Annotated in this window: 15 protein-coding genes; 11 read left to right on the top strand and 4 right to left on the bottom strand. The window is 67.0% G+C overall.

The window, feature by feature from the left end; genetic code table 11:
- The first annotated feature begins 172 nt into the window (after positions 1-172).
- Positions 173-448: a PadR family transcriptional regulator gene (locus tag BLR57_RS06975; protein ID WP_089695829.1), complete on the top strand. Its 276-nt coding sequence runs from the start codon at positions 173-175 to the stop codon at positions 446-448.
- 5 nt (positions 449-453) lie between these two features.
- Here BLR57_RS06975 and BLR57_RS06970 read toward each other — a convergent pair whose 3' ends face one another.
- Positions 454-1806 carry an AI-2E family transporter gene (locus tag BLR57_RS06970; RefSeq protein ID WP_089695827.1) on the bottom strand — a complete coding sequence of 451 codons (1353 nt, stop codon included), beginning with the start codon at positions 1804-1806 and terminating at the stop codon, positions 454-456.
- A 138-nt stretch (positions 1807-1944) separates the two neighbouring features.
- Here BLR57_RS06970 and BLR57_RS06965 point away from each other — a divergent pair, with 138 nt between their 5' ends.
- Complete coding sequence (locus BLR57_RS06965; protein ID WP_089697619.1) at positions 1945-3267, top strand: MgtC/SapB family protein; 1323 nt, start codon at positions 1945-1947, stop codon at positions 3265-3267.
- Between the two features lie 43 nt (positions 3268-3310).
- The gene (locus BLR57_RS06960; protein ID WP_089695825.1) at positions 3311-4675 is read left to right on the top strand and encodes an aminotransferase class III-fold pyridoxal phosphate-dependent enzyme; all 1365 of its coding nucleotides are present in this window, start codon (positions 3311-3313) and stop codon (positions 4673-4675) included.
- Between the two features lie 302 nt (positions 4676-4977).
- On the opposite strand, the gene BLR57_RS06955 is transcribed toward BLR57_RS06960, so the two are convergent.
- Positions 4978-5301 (bottom strand): ribbon-helix-helix protein, encoded by a 324-nt coding sequence (locus BLR57_RS06955; protein ID WP_089695823.1) that lies wholly within the window; start codon positions 5299-5301, stop codon positions 4978-4980.
- A gap of 47 nt (positions 5302-5348) precedes the next feature.
- Positions 5349-5600, bottom strand: coding sequence for a zinc ribbon domain-containing protein (locus tag BLR57_RS06950; protein ID WP_089695821.1), 252 nt, complete (start codon positions 5598-5600; stop codon positions 5349-5351).
- A 119-nt stretch (positions 5601-5719) separates the two neighbouring features.
- Between BLR57_RS06950 and BLR57_RS06945 the strand changes: the two genes are divergently transcribed.
- Both BLR57_RS06945 and BLR57_RS20025 read left to right on the top strand, forming a co-directional pair.
- A complete protein-coding gene (locus BLR57_RS06945) occupies positions 5720-6670 on the top strand; it encodes an HhH-GPD family protein (RefSeq protein WP_089695819.1) in 951 nt (316 codons plus the stop codon).
- A gap of 92 nt (positions 6671-6762) precedes the next feature.
- Positions 6763-7491 (top strand): HU family DNA-binding protein, encoded by a 729-nt coding sequence (locus tag BLR57_RS20025; protein ID WP_280140445.1) that lies wholly within the window; start codon positions 6763-6765, stop codon positions 7489-7491.
- A 9-nt stretch (positions 7492-7500) separates the two neighbouring features.
- On the opposite strand, the gene BLR57_RS06935 is transcribed toward BLR57_RS20025, so the two are convergent.
- A complete protein-coding gene (locus BLR57_RS06935; RefSeq protein WP_394327573.1) occupies positions 7501-8199 on the bottom strand; it encodes a pirin family protein in 699 nt (232 codons plus the stop codon).
- A 179-nt stretch (positions 8200-8378) separates the two neighbouring features.
- Here BLR57_RS06935 and BLR57_RS06930 point away from each other — a divergent pair, with 179 nt between their 5' ends.
- The 6 genes from BLR57_RS06930 to BLR57_RS06905 all read left to right on the top strand — a co-directional run bounded on the left by BLR57_RS06930 (position 8379) and on the right by BLR57_RS06905 (position 14030).
- The gene (locus BLR57_RS06930) at positions 8379-8960 is read left to right on the top strand and encodes an NADPH-dependent FMN reductase (RefSeq protein WP_089695815.1); all 582 of its coding nucleotides are present in this window, start codon (positions 8379-8381) and stop codon (positions 8958-8960) included.
- Between the two features lie 85 nt (positions 8961-9045).
- The gene (locus tag BLR57_RS06925) at positions 9046-9633 is read left to right on the top strand and encodes a thymidine kinase (RefSeq protein ID WP_089695813.1); all 588 of its coding nucleotides are present in this window, start codon (positions 9046-9048) and stop codon (positions 9631-9633) included.
- A gap of 7 nt (positions 9634-9640) precedes the next feature.
- Positions 9641-10261 (top strand): YIP1 family protein, encoded by a 621-nt coding sequence (locus tag BLR57_RS06920; RefSeq protein WP_089695810.1) that lies wholly within the window; start codon positions 9641-9643, stop codon positions 10259-10261.
- A 248-nt stretch (positions 10262-10509) separates the two neighbouring features.
- A complete protein-coding gene (locus BLR57_RS06915) occupies positions 10510-12621 on the top strand; it encodes a DHH family phosphoesterase (protein WP_089695808.1) in 2112 nt (703 codons plus the stop codon).
- Positions 12622-12739: 118 nt separating this feature from the next.
- Entirely contained in the window at positions 12740-13336 is a 597-nt protein-coding gene (locus tag BLR57_RS06910; RefSeq protein ID WP_089695806.1) for a hypothetical protein, read from the top strand.
- 25 nt (positions 13337-13361) lie between these two features.
- Positions 13362-14030, top strand: coding sequence for a 2'-5' RNA ligase family protein (locus BLR57_RS06905; protein WP_089695803.1), 669 nt, complete (start codon positions 13362-13364; stop codon positions 14028-14030).
- The last annotated feature ends 251 nt before the right edge of the window (positions 14031-14281 follow it).

Here is a 14281-nt window from a genome sequence, read left to right as displayed (position 1 = left end):
AGACCACAAATATGTAGCTTTGCGGTCACCAGTTCACGAGAGAACAAATCACGTCTATTAATCTTCGACCTCGGGCGGAGAGTCGAGGTAGCAGGTTCCTACCCCCGAGAGTAGTCGATATGGCCGATATATTTATTGTAATCCGACAAGAATTCATAGGCGGATATTACCGATGTACGACTTGACAGGCTTTCAGCGAGATCTGCTGTACGTTATCGCCGGGCTCGACGAACCACACGGGCTTGCAATCAAAGAGGAACTCGAAGAGTACTACGAGAAGGAGATTCACCACGGACGGCTCTATCCCAACCTCGACACGCTCGTCGACAAGGGCCTCGTCGAGAAGGGCCAGCGTGACCGTCGAACCAACTACTACACCCTGACACGCCGCGGGCGTCGTGAGATCGAAGCCCGCACCGAGTGGGAAGCACAGTACATCGAGGAGTAGCCGGGTTACCGCTCGTCTCGCTGGGACGGAGTCGTCGACGTATCCGGGCTACCGTCGGCCGCCGACTCCGAAGCCGATTCCGCGTTGGCTACCGACTCGGAAGCCGTGTCCGAATTGGCCGCCGACTCCGAAGCAGACTCCGAGTGGACCGCCGATTCGACGTCCGTGTCCCCGGCGGATTCTCGTCCTCCGTCCGTCTCGCTTGCACCGACAGCGACCTGCGTGTCCGACAGATAGACCGGGTCGACGACGTAGGGGCGGATCGGCTTGCCAGCGACCAGTTCCGGTAGGACGATACGCGCGAAGTGGACGAGAAAGACCAGCAGCATCGGGAGGAGGAAGATGCCGTACCAGCCGAACAGCAGCGGTCCGAGCGTGTAGGCCAGCATGACGCTGCCGACGTGGAGTCGCCGCCCCGAGACGTACGGCCGGAGCACGAGATCCGGGATGGTGTCGACGACGACGAAGGAGATGGCGGCGAAGACGACGACGAACCACAGCGACTCCGGGCCGACGAAGAGACCGGCCTGTACGCCCATGTAGCCTGCGACCGGCACGTAGACGAGTTTCATCCCGACGACGGGGATGAGACTGGCGACACCGGCGAGCAGTCCGACGAGGGCAGGCGCGGGGATTCTGACGCCGGCCGGCGCGAAAACGTTGAGAATCGAGAAGGCGATGACGCCGATGGTCCCCGTGAGGATGGCGTTGAGGATGTTGCCGAAGAAGATACTTTTCAGGTCGGAGTCGACGGCAGCGAGATAGGCGTCGAGGACACCCTCGTCGTCGGAGAAGCGCCGCAGGAGCCAGCTCCCAACTTTCCCGTCGTCGCGCAGCAGGTAAAACGCCATCGCGACCATGACGAACAGATGGACGAGACCGACGCCGACGAACGCGGCAGTGTCCACGGCGCTGGCGAGGTTCGCGACGAGGGTGTCGATGACGTCGAAGGTGACGTACTCCTCGAGTCCCGACTCGTAGAGCGTCGCCGGATCGATACGGTTGAGTCCGTCGACGCTCGTCGGGTCGAAGCCGAGATACGAGGTGAGATACGGGCTGAGGTCGAGTTCCGTGTTGTTCGTGAGCTTCGAAACTTCACCGAGAACGACGAGCAGCGAGTACAGCGCGAGGAGTATCGCCGGTAACGCCAAGGCGAAGATGGAGACGGCGGCGGCGAGACTGGACGGATAGATGCGGGTCTTGAGTCGCCGGTAGATGGGCCGCGTCGCGTAGTAGATGAAGATGCCGAAGACGAACGTCCCGATAAACGAGTAGACGACGTACAGGAGGGCCGCCGAGAGGGTGAAACCGAGCGACCACCACGCCGCGCGGCCGCGGTCGAACTGGAGGAACGACATACCCTACTGCCCTTGCCCCACTGACAAAAGCGTATCGCGGGCTTCGGACGTCCCGCGGCTGCACCGGAGCCGTCTGCGGCCGACATCCGCTGCTTTCGAATCCGTGCAATTATGTATCAGACAGTCGTACCGTTCCGGATGGTTTTCTCTCCGTCTCCTCTCGGCCCGTCGTGGCTGGCGGTCGTCCAAGCCGATTTCGCCGCGGTCCCGCTCGACGACCCGGTCGTCCGTGTGGTCATCGCCGCCGCGCTCGGCCTGTTTCTCGGTCTCGAGCGCGAGTGGTCGAAGAAGTCCGCGGGTATCCGTACCTTCGCACTGACGAGTCTCGGCGGCGCGGTGTTCACCATCGTCGCCGAGGAGTCGCCGCTCGGCGTCACGCTCCTCGCCGTCGGGGGGCTCCTCGTCGTCGTCCAGGGAATCCTGCTGGCCGTCGAGGGACTCCGCCGCGACGAGGACGACGGACTGTCGCTGACGACGTCGGTCTCGCTGCTCGTCGCCTACGGCGTCGGCGTCCTCGTCGCGTCGGGCTTCTTCGTCACCGGCGTCGCCGTCGCCGTCCTCTCGTCGGCACTACTCGTGCTCAAGCGGGAACTCCATGACTTCGCGGGGGGGTTGAGCCGTCCGGAGCTGCGGGCGACCGTCGAGTTCGCCATCCTCGCGTTCGTCGTCTTTCCGCTGCTGCCCGCCGAAGAGCAGCTCTTCGGCTACACGCTCGAACCGCGCGTCGCGTGGCTGATGGTGGTGACGGTCGCCGGCATCGGCATCGTCAACTACGCGCTCATCCAGACCTACGGCGGCCGCGGCATCGCCATCACGGGGTTCTTCGGCGGACTGGCGTCGTCGACGGCCGTGGTCGGGACGATGCTCGACCAGGTCCGCCGGGACGACAACTCGGTCAACTTCGCCGTCGCGGGCGTCCTGCTCGCGGACGCCGCGATGGCACTCCGGAACCTCGGTATCGCGCTCGTCTTCACCGCCACGGCGGCCCAGCCACTCCTCTGGGAGGTCACGATTCCCCTCGGGGCACTCGTCGTCGGGAGCGTCGTCGTCGCCCGGTTCACCAGCGACTGGCGCGAGAACGTCGAGTTGGACCTCGTGAGTCCCTTCTCGCTGAAGAACGTCCTCGCGTTCGGGGCGGTGTTCCTCCTCGTCCTCGTCGTCGGGACGGTCGCCCAGGACCAGTTCGGCAACGTCGGCTTCTACGTGAGCGCGCTCGTCTCGGGGCTGGTCTCGTCAGGCGGTGCGACCACCTCGGCCGTCCTGCTCTACCGTGGCGGCACCATCGACGGGTCGACGGCCGTCGTGGGTATCCTGCTCGCGACGGCGAGTTCGGTCGGGGTGAAGGCGGTCCTGATCGCCACCGCCGGACCGCGCGCGTTCGCCCGACGGGTGGCCGTGTGGAGTGCCGTCCTGCTGACGGCGACCGGTGTCGTCACCGCCCTGGTGGCACTATTTGGCTAGACCGTAACGAATGTCTTAACAGATCAGTGTGCGACCAGTCTCCATGGACCGCGAAACCGCCGAACCGCAGGTCACGTCGATGCCCGGCGACAAAGCGCGCGAGTGGGTCGAATACCACCACCAGAACGCCGCACCGAGCACCTACGTCTACGACTTCGTCTGGGACCTCTCGGGGGACGCGGAGGGCCCGTTCTGTACCGACGTCGACGGCAACGTCCTCATGGACTTCACGAGCCACGTCGCGGCCGCGCCCCTCGGCTACAACAACCCGAAGATCATGGAGCCGCTTCGGGAGTTCGACCTCGTCGACCCGCTGAAGATCGCGGGCCAGGACTTCTACGTCTCGGCGGGCGACACCGAGCGACCTGAGGACAGCCAGTTCCCCGGTCCCGCGGGGCTGATGGACCGGCTCACCGACGCCACCGAACACTACGGGATGGACACCGTCTTCCTCTCGAACTCCGGGGCAGAGGCGGTCGAGAACGGCATCAAGATCGCCTACGACCACGCCGACGGCGCGAAGTACGCCATCACCTTCGAGGGTGCCTTCCACGGGCGGACGCTCGGCGCGCTCTCGCTCAACCGCTCGAAGTCGAAATACCGCAGGGAGTTCCCCGAGATCTCGGGCGTCCACGACGTCCCCTACTGTGACGACCGCGCCTGCACGCCCGCCTCCTGTGACTGTGGCTTCTTCGTGGGCGACGACCCCGCCGAGCAGGTCTCGCGGCTGCGGAAGAAGCTCGACCCCGAGCGCGGCCACGTCGACCCCGACGAGGTCGCCTACATCATCCTCGAACCCATCCAGGGCGAGGGGGGCTACCGCATCCCGAGCGACGAGTTCATGGACGAGGTGGCCGCGCTCGCGACGGAACACGACATCACGCTCGTCGCCGACGAGATTCAGAGCGGGATGGGTCGGACCGGAAAGATGTGGGGCGCGGACCACTACAGCATCGAACCCGACGTCATCGCCGCCGCGAAGGGGCTGCGCGTCGGCGCGACCATCTCCCGCTCGGACGTCTTCCCCGAGGAGACGGGCCGCATCTCCTCGACGTGGGGCGCGGGCGACATCGTCGCCTCGCTGCAGGGCGCGCTCACGATGGACGCTATCGAGGAGTACGACCTGCTCGACAACGCGACCGTCCGCGGCCGCCAGTTCAAAGAGACGGCCCGCGACGCCGACCCCGAGGGCGTCGTCGACATCCGCGGCAAGGGCCTGATGCTCGCACTGGAGTTCGACACCAAAGAACGCCGCGACGCCGTGCAGGAAGCCGCGCTCCAACGCGGCCTGCTGACGCTCTCGTGCGGTCACAAGGTCCTCAGAATCCTCCCGCCGCTCGACGTGACCGAGCGCGAGATCGACCTCGGTGCCGACCTCCTGCTGAAGGCGATTGCTGACGTGGCGTAATCGAGCAAATCGGTTGGCAGAGGACTGCTTTTACGATAGCTGAGATTCCGCCGTGGCGCGCGCTGGCGACGCGACGGCGTCGCCGACACCGTGCGAGGGATGAGCGAGCGAACGGAGTGAGTGAGCGAATCGGTTGGGGAGGACGTGGCTTATGAGCGTGCCGGGTCGACGTGCGCGACTCGCGCTGCTGCCCTGGTGTTCCCGCGAGTAAAACAAGTGGGGGGGCTCGGGAGAGTTCGCTCTCCCGGTGGACATGAAAAGGGCGAGGCACGCGCCACAACCGGGCGCGTGCCGAGGGCTTTCTACATCTGGTAGCGACGTTCGTCGTCCCGCTGGGGATACTGGTCCTGACCCGTCATCTCGTCGTAGGTCATCCCCGCGAGATACTCGTCGTAGGTGACGTCGTAGCTGCGGCGCAGCTGGAAGTCGAGGTCACCCGACTCCACGGAGGAGCGAAAGAGCATATGGACCGCCCGGCGGACCAGTTCGCTGGTGTCGTCGGTCTCGAAGACCGCCGCTAGCGTCGCCAGCTCGTTCTTCGTCTCGCGGTCCAGTTCGACCGCGAGGTCGTCGTCGAGGTCCGAGTAGAACGCCTGTACGTCGTCGTTGAGGTCGTCGAGGCTCATGGCCGGAGGGAGACGGTGGTGTCGGATACGCGTTTCGTTCCCGAGAGTCAGAGCGGGTCACCGCAGTAGCCGCAGACCTCTGCAGAGACGTCGTTGCGCGCGCCGCACGACGGACAGTTCGTCCGCTCGGGCGTCGTCGACTCCGAGGAGTAAGTCGTCGCCCGCCAGACTGCCCAGACGACAGCCCCGAAGACGGCCGCGGCGACGATGCCGGGCGGCCCGAGGAGGATCACCATCGCGAACGCGACGACGAAACAGCCGATTGCCGCGAGGGGTTTGAGCACGGACGCGAGACCCATATCTCGGCCGTCCGACGCGACCGGCAAATGTCTTCTGCCCGCCACGAACGCGGCGCGTGGCGCGTCGTCGCGCGCTCCAGACCACTACCCCTAAGCCGTCGCTTTCCCACCTCCCGACAATGACTGACGCCGCGTCCGTGCCCGAGGAGGTCCGCGACGTCGCCCCCGCACTCCCAGAAGACGCCGAGGGTGTCGACGAGGTCCAACGCGCGCTCGTCGAGTGGTACGAGGCCGACCACCGCAACTTCCCGTGGCGACGGACCGACGACGCCTACGAGATTCTCGTCTCCGAAGTGATGAGCCAGCAGACACAACTCGGCCGAGTCGTCGAGGCCTGGGAGGCCTTCCTCGACCGCTGGCCGACGGCCGCCGACCTCGCTGACGCCGACCGAAGCGACGTCGTCGGCTTCTGGACGAGTCACAGCCTCGGCTACAACAACCGCGCGAAGTATCTCCACGAGGCCGCACGACAGGTCGAAGAAGAGTACGGAGGCACGTTCCCCGAGTCGCCCGACGAGCTGCAGGAGCTGATGGGCGTCGGCCCGTACACCGCGAACGCGGTCGCCTCCTTCGCGTTCAACAACGGCGACGCCGTCGTCGACACCAACGTCAAGCGCGTGCTGCACCGCGCGTTCGACGTGCCGGACGACGACGCGGCCTTCGAGACGGTTGCACAGTACGTCATGCCCGATGGCGAGTCGCGCGTCTGGAACAACGCGATCATGGAACTCGGCGGCGTCGCCTGCGGGAAGACCCCCCAGTGCGACGAGGCGGGCTGTCCGTGGCGCGCGTGGTGTCACGCCTACGAGACGGGCGACTTCACCGCCCCCGACGTCCCGACCCAGCCGAGTTTCGAAGGCTCTCGGCGACAGATGCGCGGCCGCGTCGTCCGCATCCTCGGCGAGTACGACGAACTCGCGCTGGACACGTTGGGTCCCAGAGTCCGTGTCGACTACGGCGGCGAGTACGGCCGCGAGTGGCTACGTGAACTGGTCGACGACCTCGACTCCGACGGATTGGTCGACGTCGACGAGCGCGAGGCGGAGACCGTCGTCCGACTCCGACGGTGACGGAACTCGGCCGATAACCACTCGTTGCGGCCGCGAGCGTCCCACTGAACGAGTGCATGCTTATCCCCGTAGACGTCCTGTCTAGACAGAGTATGAGGGAAACAGACAGGATGCACACGGCGGTCGGGCGACGCGCAGTGCTGAGGGGGAGTCTCCTCGGGGCGGTCGGTCTCGGTCTCGGCGTGACGGGACTGTCGGGAGTCGCGGCGGCGGACGAGCGCGGCAAGCACGGCGATCTCGACCACGACGGGGCTCTCGACGTCCTCGTCGCCACGCTGCGGAAGGAACTCGAATCGGGCAAAGACGTCACGGTTCCCGACTTCGGCACGTTCGCCGTCGTCCGACGGAGCCTCCGGTCCGACGACTATCTCGACGCCGACAGCGACGGCGACGGCCTCGGCGACGGGACCGAGCGTGGCGCGGTCAACGTCGTCACGTTCTCCCCGAGCGACGCGCTCGCAGACGAACTCGACCTGATTCCGGGCGAGGGTGACAGCCGTCGAAAGCGACGGGTTCGGATGCGACACCGCCGCCGTGAGAGCGGAATCGTCGTCGACGGCGACTACCTCGAACGGGAAGCAGGGCTGTCGAAGGCCGACGCGAAGCGGGCACTCGCAGCACTGGACGCGTTCGTCACGGAGGCGAAAGGCGCGCTCAAGAAGGGCGACCGTATCGCGCTCATCGGCTTCGGTTCGTTTAGCATCTCGAAGCGGTCGGCGCGAACGGGGCGAAATCCGCAGACAGGAAAGGAGATCCAGATCGCTGCGAAGAACGTCGTCAAGTTCAAAGCCGGCGCGGAACTCTCGAAGGCAGTCAACTGAGTCGAGCGGTTAGAGCACGAACGGGCCGCGCTGGCGGATCGGCTCGTCGTGCGGTTCTCCGCTCACGGCGACGACGCGGAGTCCGCTCTCGGTCTCGACGGTGACGTCCCGTCCCTCCGTGAGCGGTAACACGTCGCCCTCGCCGAACTCGTTGCCGTCCACCGTCCCGCTGCCCGAGACGCCGTAGAGGAAGCCCGACCAGCCCTCGTCGACGCTCCACGTCCACGCGTCGTCGACGCGGACGTCCAGATACTCCATCGGCGTGTGGAGTTCGATGGGCGAGCCGTCGCCGACGACCGTCTTGACCGTCGCGCCGCCGACGTCGGCGACCGGTAGGTCCTCGCCGTTCGCGTCGACGTAGTCCGCGTCTATCTCCTTCTTCTCGCGCGGGAGGTTGACCCAGAGCTGGAGACCGTTGCAGGCCGCGCCGTCGGCGGGGAACTCCGAGTGGCGGATGCCGCCGCCGGTGGTGATGCGCATGGTGTCGCCCTCGTAGGCCGTGTGGCTCACGCCCAGCGAGTCCTCGTGTTCCATCCCGCCGTCGATCATGTACGAGACGATCTCGAAGCCGCGGTGGGGATGCATCGGGAAGCCCTTGTCCGGGTCGATGTAGAACCGCTCGAAGAGGACGAACGGGTCGAGATTGGCGGGGTAGCCGTTCGTCGGAAACGCCCGGTTGGAGTTGACGCCGGTTCCGTGTTGCACCATCTGCCCAGGGAGAGGTTCGGTGACGCCGTCGTCGGCCGCGTCCGCCGTGTCGTCGAGGTTCATAGTCGGCCGGAAGCCCCGCGCACTGATAACCACCACGTCCGCGGAACGCGTGACCGCGACCGACAGGCGGCCGGATCGGCGGTACGGTTTTGCCACCCCTCGTCGTGTGTGTCGGTATGTCACAGCCGCACGTCGTCGCGCTCGGCGGCAGCCTCCGCGACCGGAGTTACACCCGACTAGCCCTCGAGCACGCCCTCCGTGGCGTCGAGGAGGCTGGCGGGACCGGAGAGTTCGTCGACCTGCGCGACTACGACCTGCCGACGCTCGACGCCGACCAGGACGCACAGGGCGACAGCGCGAAACTGGTCGACCGGATCCGAGGAGCCGACGCCGTCCTCCTCGGCACGCCGATGTTCCACGGCTCGTACTCGGGCGTCCTGAAGAACGCGCTCGACTACTGCGGGTTCGACGAGTTCGCGGGCAAGACCGTCGGTCTCCTCGCCGTCTCTGGCGGCGCGTTTCCCGTGACCGCGCTCGAACATCTCCGCTCCGTCTGCCGCGCGCTCGACGCGTGGGTCATCCCCCACCAAGCAGCGGTGCCGCGCGCACACGCTGCCTTCGACGATGACGGCGCGTTCCGCGACGAGGGACTCGAAGAGCGCGTCCTCGTCTTGGGTCGGCGAGCCGTTCAGTTCGCGAACATCGAGGCCGACCCCGCGACGTTCGAGAGTCGCCAGAACAAGGGCGCAGGGGACTGAGCCGGGTACGCGGTCGACGACTCGGCGGACAGTCTCCGCCCGCAGAATGAATACGCATTTGAAATAGGAGGTGCCGTGTTGGCCTATGCACGCCATCACCCAGAGCGGATGGGTCGAGGTCATCTCGGGCTCGATGTTCTCCGGGAAGACCGAGGAACTGCTCCGTCGGCTCCGCCGCGCCGAGATCGCGGGCCAAGAGGTCGCCGTGTTCAAGCCCGCCGTCGACGACCGCTACGGCGAGGCCACCATCGGCTCGCACAACGGTCGGCAGTGGGAGGCCACCGTCGTCGACAGCGAGGGCGACGGTCTCTGGACGATGCTCGACCAGCTCAACGGCGAGAAAGTCGTCGCCATCGACGAGGCCAACTTCTTCTCGACCGAGCTGGTCGACGTCTGCGAGGCACTGGCCGCCGACGGCCGTCGCGTCATCGTCTCCGGGACGGACCAGACCTTCCGCGGCGAGCCGTTCGAGCCGCTCCCCCAACTTCTCGCGCTCGCGGAGTACGTCGATAAGCTCCAGGCCATCTGTACCGTCTGCGGCGAGCCCGCCACGCGTAACCAGCGGCTCATCGACGGCGAACCAGCCCACGTCGACGACCCGACCATCCTCGTCGGCGCGGAGGAGTCCTACGAGGCCCGGTGTCGCAACTGTCATACCCTCCGCACCGACTAGTACGACCGTGACTACCTGGGTCGAAAACCCCCGCGGCGGCCGCGACCGCGGCCCGCGCGGCATCGTCCGCGCGTGGGCCGAGGTGCTCGTCCGCCCGCGACGGTTCTTCCGCAATGGCGTCGCCCCCGGCGACCAGGCACCCGGCCTCGTCTTCGGCGTGCTCGTCGCGCTCTGTTACGTCGGCGGCCTGCTGGCGTTCACGCCCGACCGCGTGCTCGGAACCGACTACGTCCCGCTCTTAGCCGGTAGTGCGTCGGCGACGAGTCTCCTCCTCCTTGTGGCCGTCACGCTGTTTCTCGCGCCCGCGACGATGCATCTCCTCGGCGCGCTCCAGACGGTCCTCCTGATGCTCACCGTCCGCGACCGCGCCGGTGTGAGCGAGACCGTCCAGACCATCGCCTACGCCACCGCACCCTGCGTCCTCGCCGGAGTGCCGTCGCCGACGCTCCGACTCGCCTGCGCGCTCTACGGCGCGGGCCTGTTCGTCGTCGGCCTCAGCGTCGTCCACCGGACGAGCCTTCTTCGTGCTGCTGTCGCCGGCGCGGTCCCGGCACTCGTGCTCTTCGGCTACGTCTTCGGTGGGGTGGCCGCCGCGACGACGCTGGCGGGGGCACTCGGCCTGCTCTGAGCGGGCGCGCAGCACCGTTCCGCACAGCGGGACGGCGGGTGACGAAAAACAGGGCCGTTCTGCGGGGTCGAAACCGGACTCACCGCGGGAGACTGTCATCGTCTACCGGACGAAATCCCCCGACAGCAGTCGAATGTCGCCGATTCGACAGGCGGTCGTCGACGGCTGTTTTCGGGGTGAATCGGCCGCGAGTTCTGATAGCGGACTTTCGACAACAGTTTTAGGCCGCGGTGTTTCTCTCTGCTCAAATGGGTACGTGTATTATCTGTGGTACGCCCGTCGACGGTCGAATCTGTGACAGCCATCAGGAAGACGTCGTGTTTCACTTCCGTGGCAACCATGCCAACCAGCTGGTGTCCGGTCGCTTCTACAGCGGCACGGTCGACGGCTACGCCGACTTCGGCGTCTTCGTCGACATCGCCCCCGGCGTGACCGGTCTCCTCCACCGCAGCGAACTGAAGAAGCGGCTGGAGAGCCTCAGCTGGGAGCCGGGTGACACCGTCTTCGTCCAGGTGAAGAACGTCCGCGACAACGGAAACATCGACCTCGGCTGGTCCATCCGCCAGTCCGAGCGCGAGTTCCGCGGCGTCCTCGTCCAGGACGCTGACGGCGACCACGACGTCGACGGCGACGACGATGACGACGAACAGAACAACGAACAGCAGGCAGAGCCGGAACCCGAGCCGGAGCCCGAGCCCGAGCCGGAGACCGCGGCTGTCGACGAGCACGAGGTCGCTGAGACCGAGTCCGTCGAAGCCACCGAGTCCGCAGACGCCGACGCCGCCGAGACGGAGGCTGCCGACGCCGAAGCGCGCGACTACGACGAACCCGAGCCGGCAGGCGAGGCAGAGCGCGTCGAGATCGGCACGCTCTCGGACCGCGTCGGCCAGGAAGTCCGCATCGAGGGCGAAGTCGTCGGTGCCCGCCAGACCGGCGGCCCGACCGTCTTCGAACTCCGCGACGAGACCGGCGTCGTCGACGCCGCAGCCTTCGTCGAGGCGGGCGTCCGCGCCTACCCCGAGGTCGAGGTCGGCGACGTCGTCCGTCTGGACGGCGAGGTCGAACTCCGCCGCAACGAGATTCAGGTCGAGACCGAGGCACTCGTCGTCCTCGAAGACGAGGACGCCGAAGCAGTCCAGCGTCGGCTCGCCGACGCCCTGACCGCCCGCGCCCGCCCCGAGGCCGTCATGCCGCTCGCGGCCCACGACTCCGTGGAAGCCGTCTCCGACCAGCTGCTCGACGCCGCGGAGGCCATCCGCCGCGCAGTCCTCGAATCGCATCCCATCGTCGTCCGCCACGCCGCCACCGCCGACGGCTACGTCGCCGGTGCCGCCGTCGAGCGCGCCGTCCTCCCGCTCATCCGCGAGGAGTACGCCAAGAGCGACGCCGAATACCACTACTTCACCCGTCGCCCGCTCGACGACGCCGTCTACGGTATGGACGCCGCGACGAACGACGTCACGCGGATGCTCCAGGACAAGGACCGACACGACGAGAAGCTCCCCCTCGTGCTTCTCCTTGGTACTGGCAGCACCGTCGAGTCCAGTGACGGACTCGGCCTGCTCGGTGTCTACGGCGCGGAGCGCGTCGTCGTCGACGCCGCCGTCGCCGACGAGGACGTCGAAGACGACACGGAAGTGCTCGTCAACCCGGCGCGTGCCGGGGCGGACGCCTCGGACCTCTCGACGGGCGCGCTCGCGGCGAACCTCGCTGCGGCCGTCAACGACGAGGTCCGCGACGACCTCGCGCACCTCCCCGCCGTCAGCTACTGGGAGGGTGCCCCGCAGGACTACCTCGACCTCGCAGACGAGGCAGGCTACGACGCAGAGCGCGTGACCAGCCTCCGCGAGGCAGTCGCGCTCGAAGCCTACTACCAGTCCTACCAGGACAAGCGCGAGCTCATCACGGACCTGCTGTTCGGCGACGAGGCGGGCCACGACACCGGACTCGCCAACCACGTCGCAGAGCAGTTCCGCATCAAGCTGGACGACGAGGTCGAGACGGCCGAAGCCAACCTCGAAGAGCGTGAGGAGGAGGACGTCGAGTTCGCCGTCATCGACACCGACGCCTTCACCCACCGCTTCGACTTCCCGCCGTCGACGATGCTCGTCGAGGAACTCCACCGCCGCAACCGCAACGGCAGCGCGTTCGTCACGCTCGGTCTCGGCATGGACGAACTCTACCTCCGCAGCACGGAGGATGTCGACGTCCGCGCCGTCGCCGCCGCCGCCCGCGAACAGGTGCCGAACGCTGGCATCACCGCGAAGGGTGTCCGCGAGGGCCGCATCGAGTTCCTCTCGGGCGTCCGTGACGACGTGACGGAAGCCGTCGTCGACGCCGTCGTCGAGCAGCTCTCGTAAGCCGCCGACTCGCGACCCGCCGCGAACAGCGTCGAACCGAACCGCGTTCTCTCGTTCTCTCCTCGCCCACCGGACGGTCCGGAGGAAGAGATTAGCCGCCTGACCGCGTCTCTGGGGCATGAACCGCCGTCACGCCCTCCTCTCGCTCGCGAGCCTCGCCAGTGCCGCGAGTGTCGGTCTCGCCGGCTGTCTCAGCCGGGGACAGTCCGGCTCCGTCGAGGCCTCTGACCCCTCGTCCGGAAGCGGCAGCGACACGGGCGACCGAGAACCCGCCACCAGCGACGGCTCCGCGATGGAACCGACCTACGACCTGCCGGACCCGCCGTTCCGCGGGATGCGTGCCGAGCCGATGGCGACGGTCGCTGTGGGCGCGCAGACCGGGACCGCGACGGCGACGCCCGGCACGCACGTCGTCCAACTCTGGAACGACGGCGAGAACGCGCGGCGGCTGACGGTCCGCATCACCGGCGAGGAGACGGGCGTCCAGTTCGACGAGACGCTCGACGTCACGCCCGGCGACCATCTCGACTTTGCCTTTCAGACGGCCGACGCCTACACCGTCGAGGTGACCGGCTCGGACTACGGCGCGCAGGCCTCGGTCGACCGCGACTGGGACGAGTGCTCCACGTCGGTGACGACGATTCGACTCCACGACGGCGGCTCGGAGATACGGGGCGTCACCCAGTCGGGAGACTGCACTGCGGCCAACGCCTAAGCCACAGCCGAGTGATGGCGACGGTATGACAGACTCGTTCGCAGCACACTGGGAGCGACGGCACGCAGCCGACCCAGTGTTGCAGGAGTTCGACGACGTGCGGGACCGCGGTCGAGAGCGACCGCACGACTACGTCTTTCTGGTCGACATCGAGGACGAAACCGTACTGGACGCGTTGGGCGCAGCAGCCGACGCACTCGACGACCTCGACGGCGTCGAAGGCGCATCCCGCGAGTACCTCCACGCGACGGTGAAGATGCTTGGCTTCGTCGTCTCCGACCCGACCGGCGAAGACGAAGTGAGCCGCGAGACTGCAGCCCGACTCGCCGCGGAAGCGAGCGATGCAGTCGACGATATCGACCCGTTCGAGCTACGGCTCCCGCGGCTCAACGTCTTCCCATCGGTCGTCTTCTGTGAGGTCCACGATGATGGCGTGCTCGGAGCGGTTCACGACCGTCTGCTCGGTCTCGACGGAATGCCGCGCTACCGCTACGACGGCGACGACTACACGCCGCACGTCTCGCTGGCACACTTCGACACGGAGGCGGGCTTCAGGCGCGCTGTCGAGTGGACCGAGGCGAACCGCAAGGTCGACGCCGGACGCGTCATTGTCGACGCCTTCAAGCTGGTCGATATCGACCTCCGAGAAGCGTATCCGACGTTCGAGACCGTCGAACGCTACGAGTTGGGCTGACCATCCTGGCGCGTGGCTTCGCGGCTTTCATGCCGCGAAACACTCGTGCGAGGGATGAGAAGCGCAGGGAGCGAAGCGACCGAGCATCGCAGTCGGTTGGTGAGGGTGTGGCCGTGCTGTCAGGGTGTCCTCGTGAACGGAGTGAACGAGGGCTTGGAAGAGCTTGCTCTGCCGGTGGGACTGAAAGGGGACGTGCTCTGAACGAACCCCGGCGACGTAAGCACCGCAGGAGCGGAGCGACGAGGAGCGCG

This window comes from Halogranum gelatinilyticum (assembly GCF_900103715.1).
Lineage (GTDB): Archaea > Halobacteriota > Halobacteria > Halobacteriales > Haloferacaceae > Halogranum > Halogranum gelatinilyticum.
Note: the sequence above shows the minus strand (reverse complement) of the source record. Positions and strands in the feature narration are given on the sequence as shown.

Bases quoted from the DNA above. Each gene is read 5' to 3' on its own strand.
- BLR57_RS06975 (WP_089695829.1), top strand. From the start codon at position 173: ATGTACGACTTGACAGGCTTTCAGCGAGATCTGCTGTACGTTATCGCC.
- BLR57_RS06970 (WP_089695827.1), bottom strand. From the start codon at position 1,806: ATGTCGTTCCTCCAGTTCGACCGCGGCCGCGCGGCGTGGTGGTCGCTC.
- BLR57_RS06965 (WP_089697619.1), top strand. From the start codon at position 1,945: ATGGTTTTCTCTCCGTCTCCTCTCGGCCCGTCGTGGCTGGCGGTCGTC.
- BLR57_RS06960 (WP_089695825.1), top strand. From the start codon at position 3,311: ATGGACCGCGAAACCGCCGAACCGCAGGTCACGTCGATGCCCGGCGAC.
- BLR57_RS06955 (WP_089695823.1), bottom strand. From the start codon at position 5,301: ATGAGCCTCGACGACCTCAACGACGACGTACAGGCGTTCTACTCGGAC.
- BLR57_RS06950 (WP_089695821.1), bottom strand. From the start codon at position 5,600: ATGGGTCTCGCGTCCGTGCTCAAACCCCTCGCGGCAATCGGCTGTTTC.
- BLR57_RS06945 (WP_089695819.1), top strand. From the start codon at position 5,720: ATGACTGACGCCGCGTCCGTGCCCGAGGAGGTCCGCGACGTCGCCCCC.
- BLR57_RS20025 (WP_280140445.1), top strand. From the start codon at position 6,763: ATGAGGGAAACAGACAGGATGCACACGGCGGTCGGGCGACGCGCAGTG.
- BLR57_RS06935 (WP_394327573.1), bottom strand. From the start codon at position 8,199: ATGGTGCAACACGGAACCGGCGTCAACTCCAACCGGGCGTTTCCGACG.
- BLR57_RS06930 (WP_089695815.1), top strand. From the start codon at position 8,379: ATGTCACAGCCGCACGTCGTCGCGCTCGGCGGCAGCCTCCGCGACCGG.
- BLR57_RS06925 (WP_089695813.1), top strand. From the start codon at position 9,046: ATGCACGCCATCACCCAGAGCGGATGGGTCGAGGTCATCTCGGGCTCG.
- BLR57_RS06915 (WP_089695808.1), top strand. From the start codon at position 10,510: ATGGGTACGTGTATTATCTGTGGTACGCCCGTCGACGGTCGAATCTGT.
- BLR57_RS06910 (WP_089695806.1), top strand. From the start codon at position 12,740: ATGAACCGCCGTCACGCCCTCCTCTCGCTCGCGAGCCTCGCCAGTGCC.
- BLR57_RS06905 (WP_089695803.1), top strand. From the start codon at position 13,362: ATGACAGACTCGTTCGCAGCACACTGGGAGCGACGGCACGCAGCCGAC.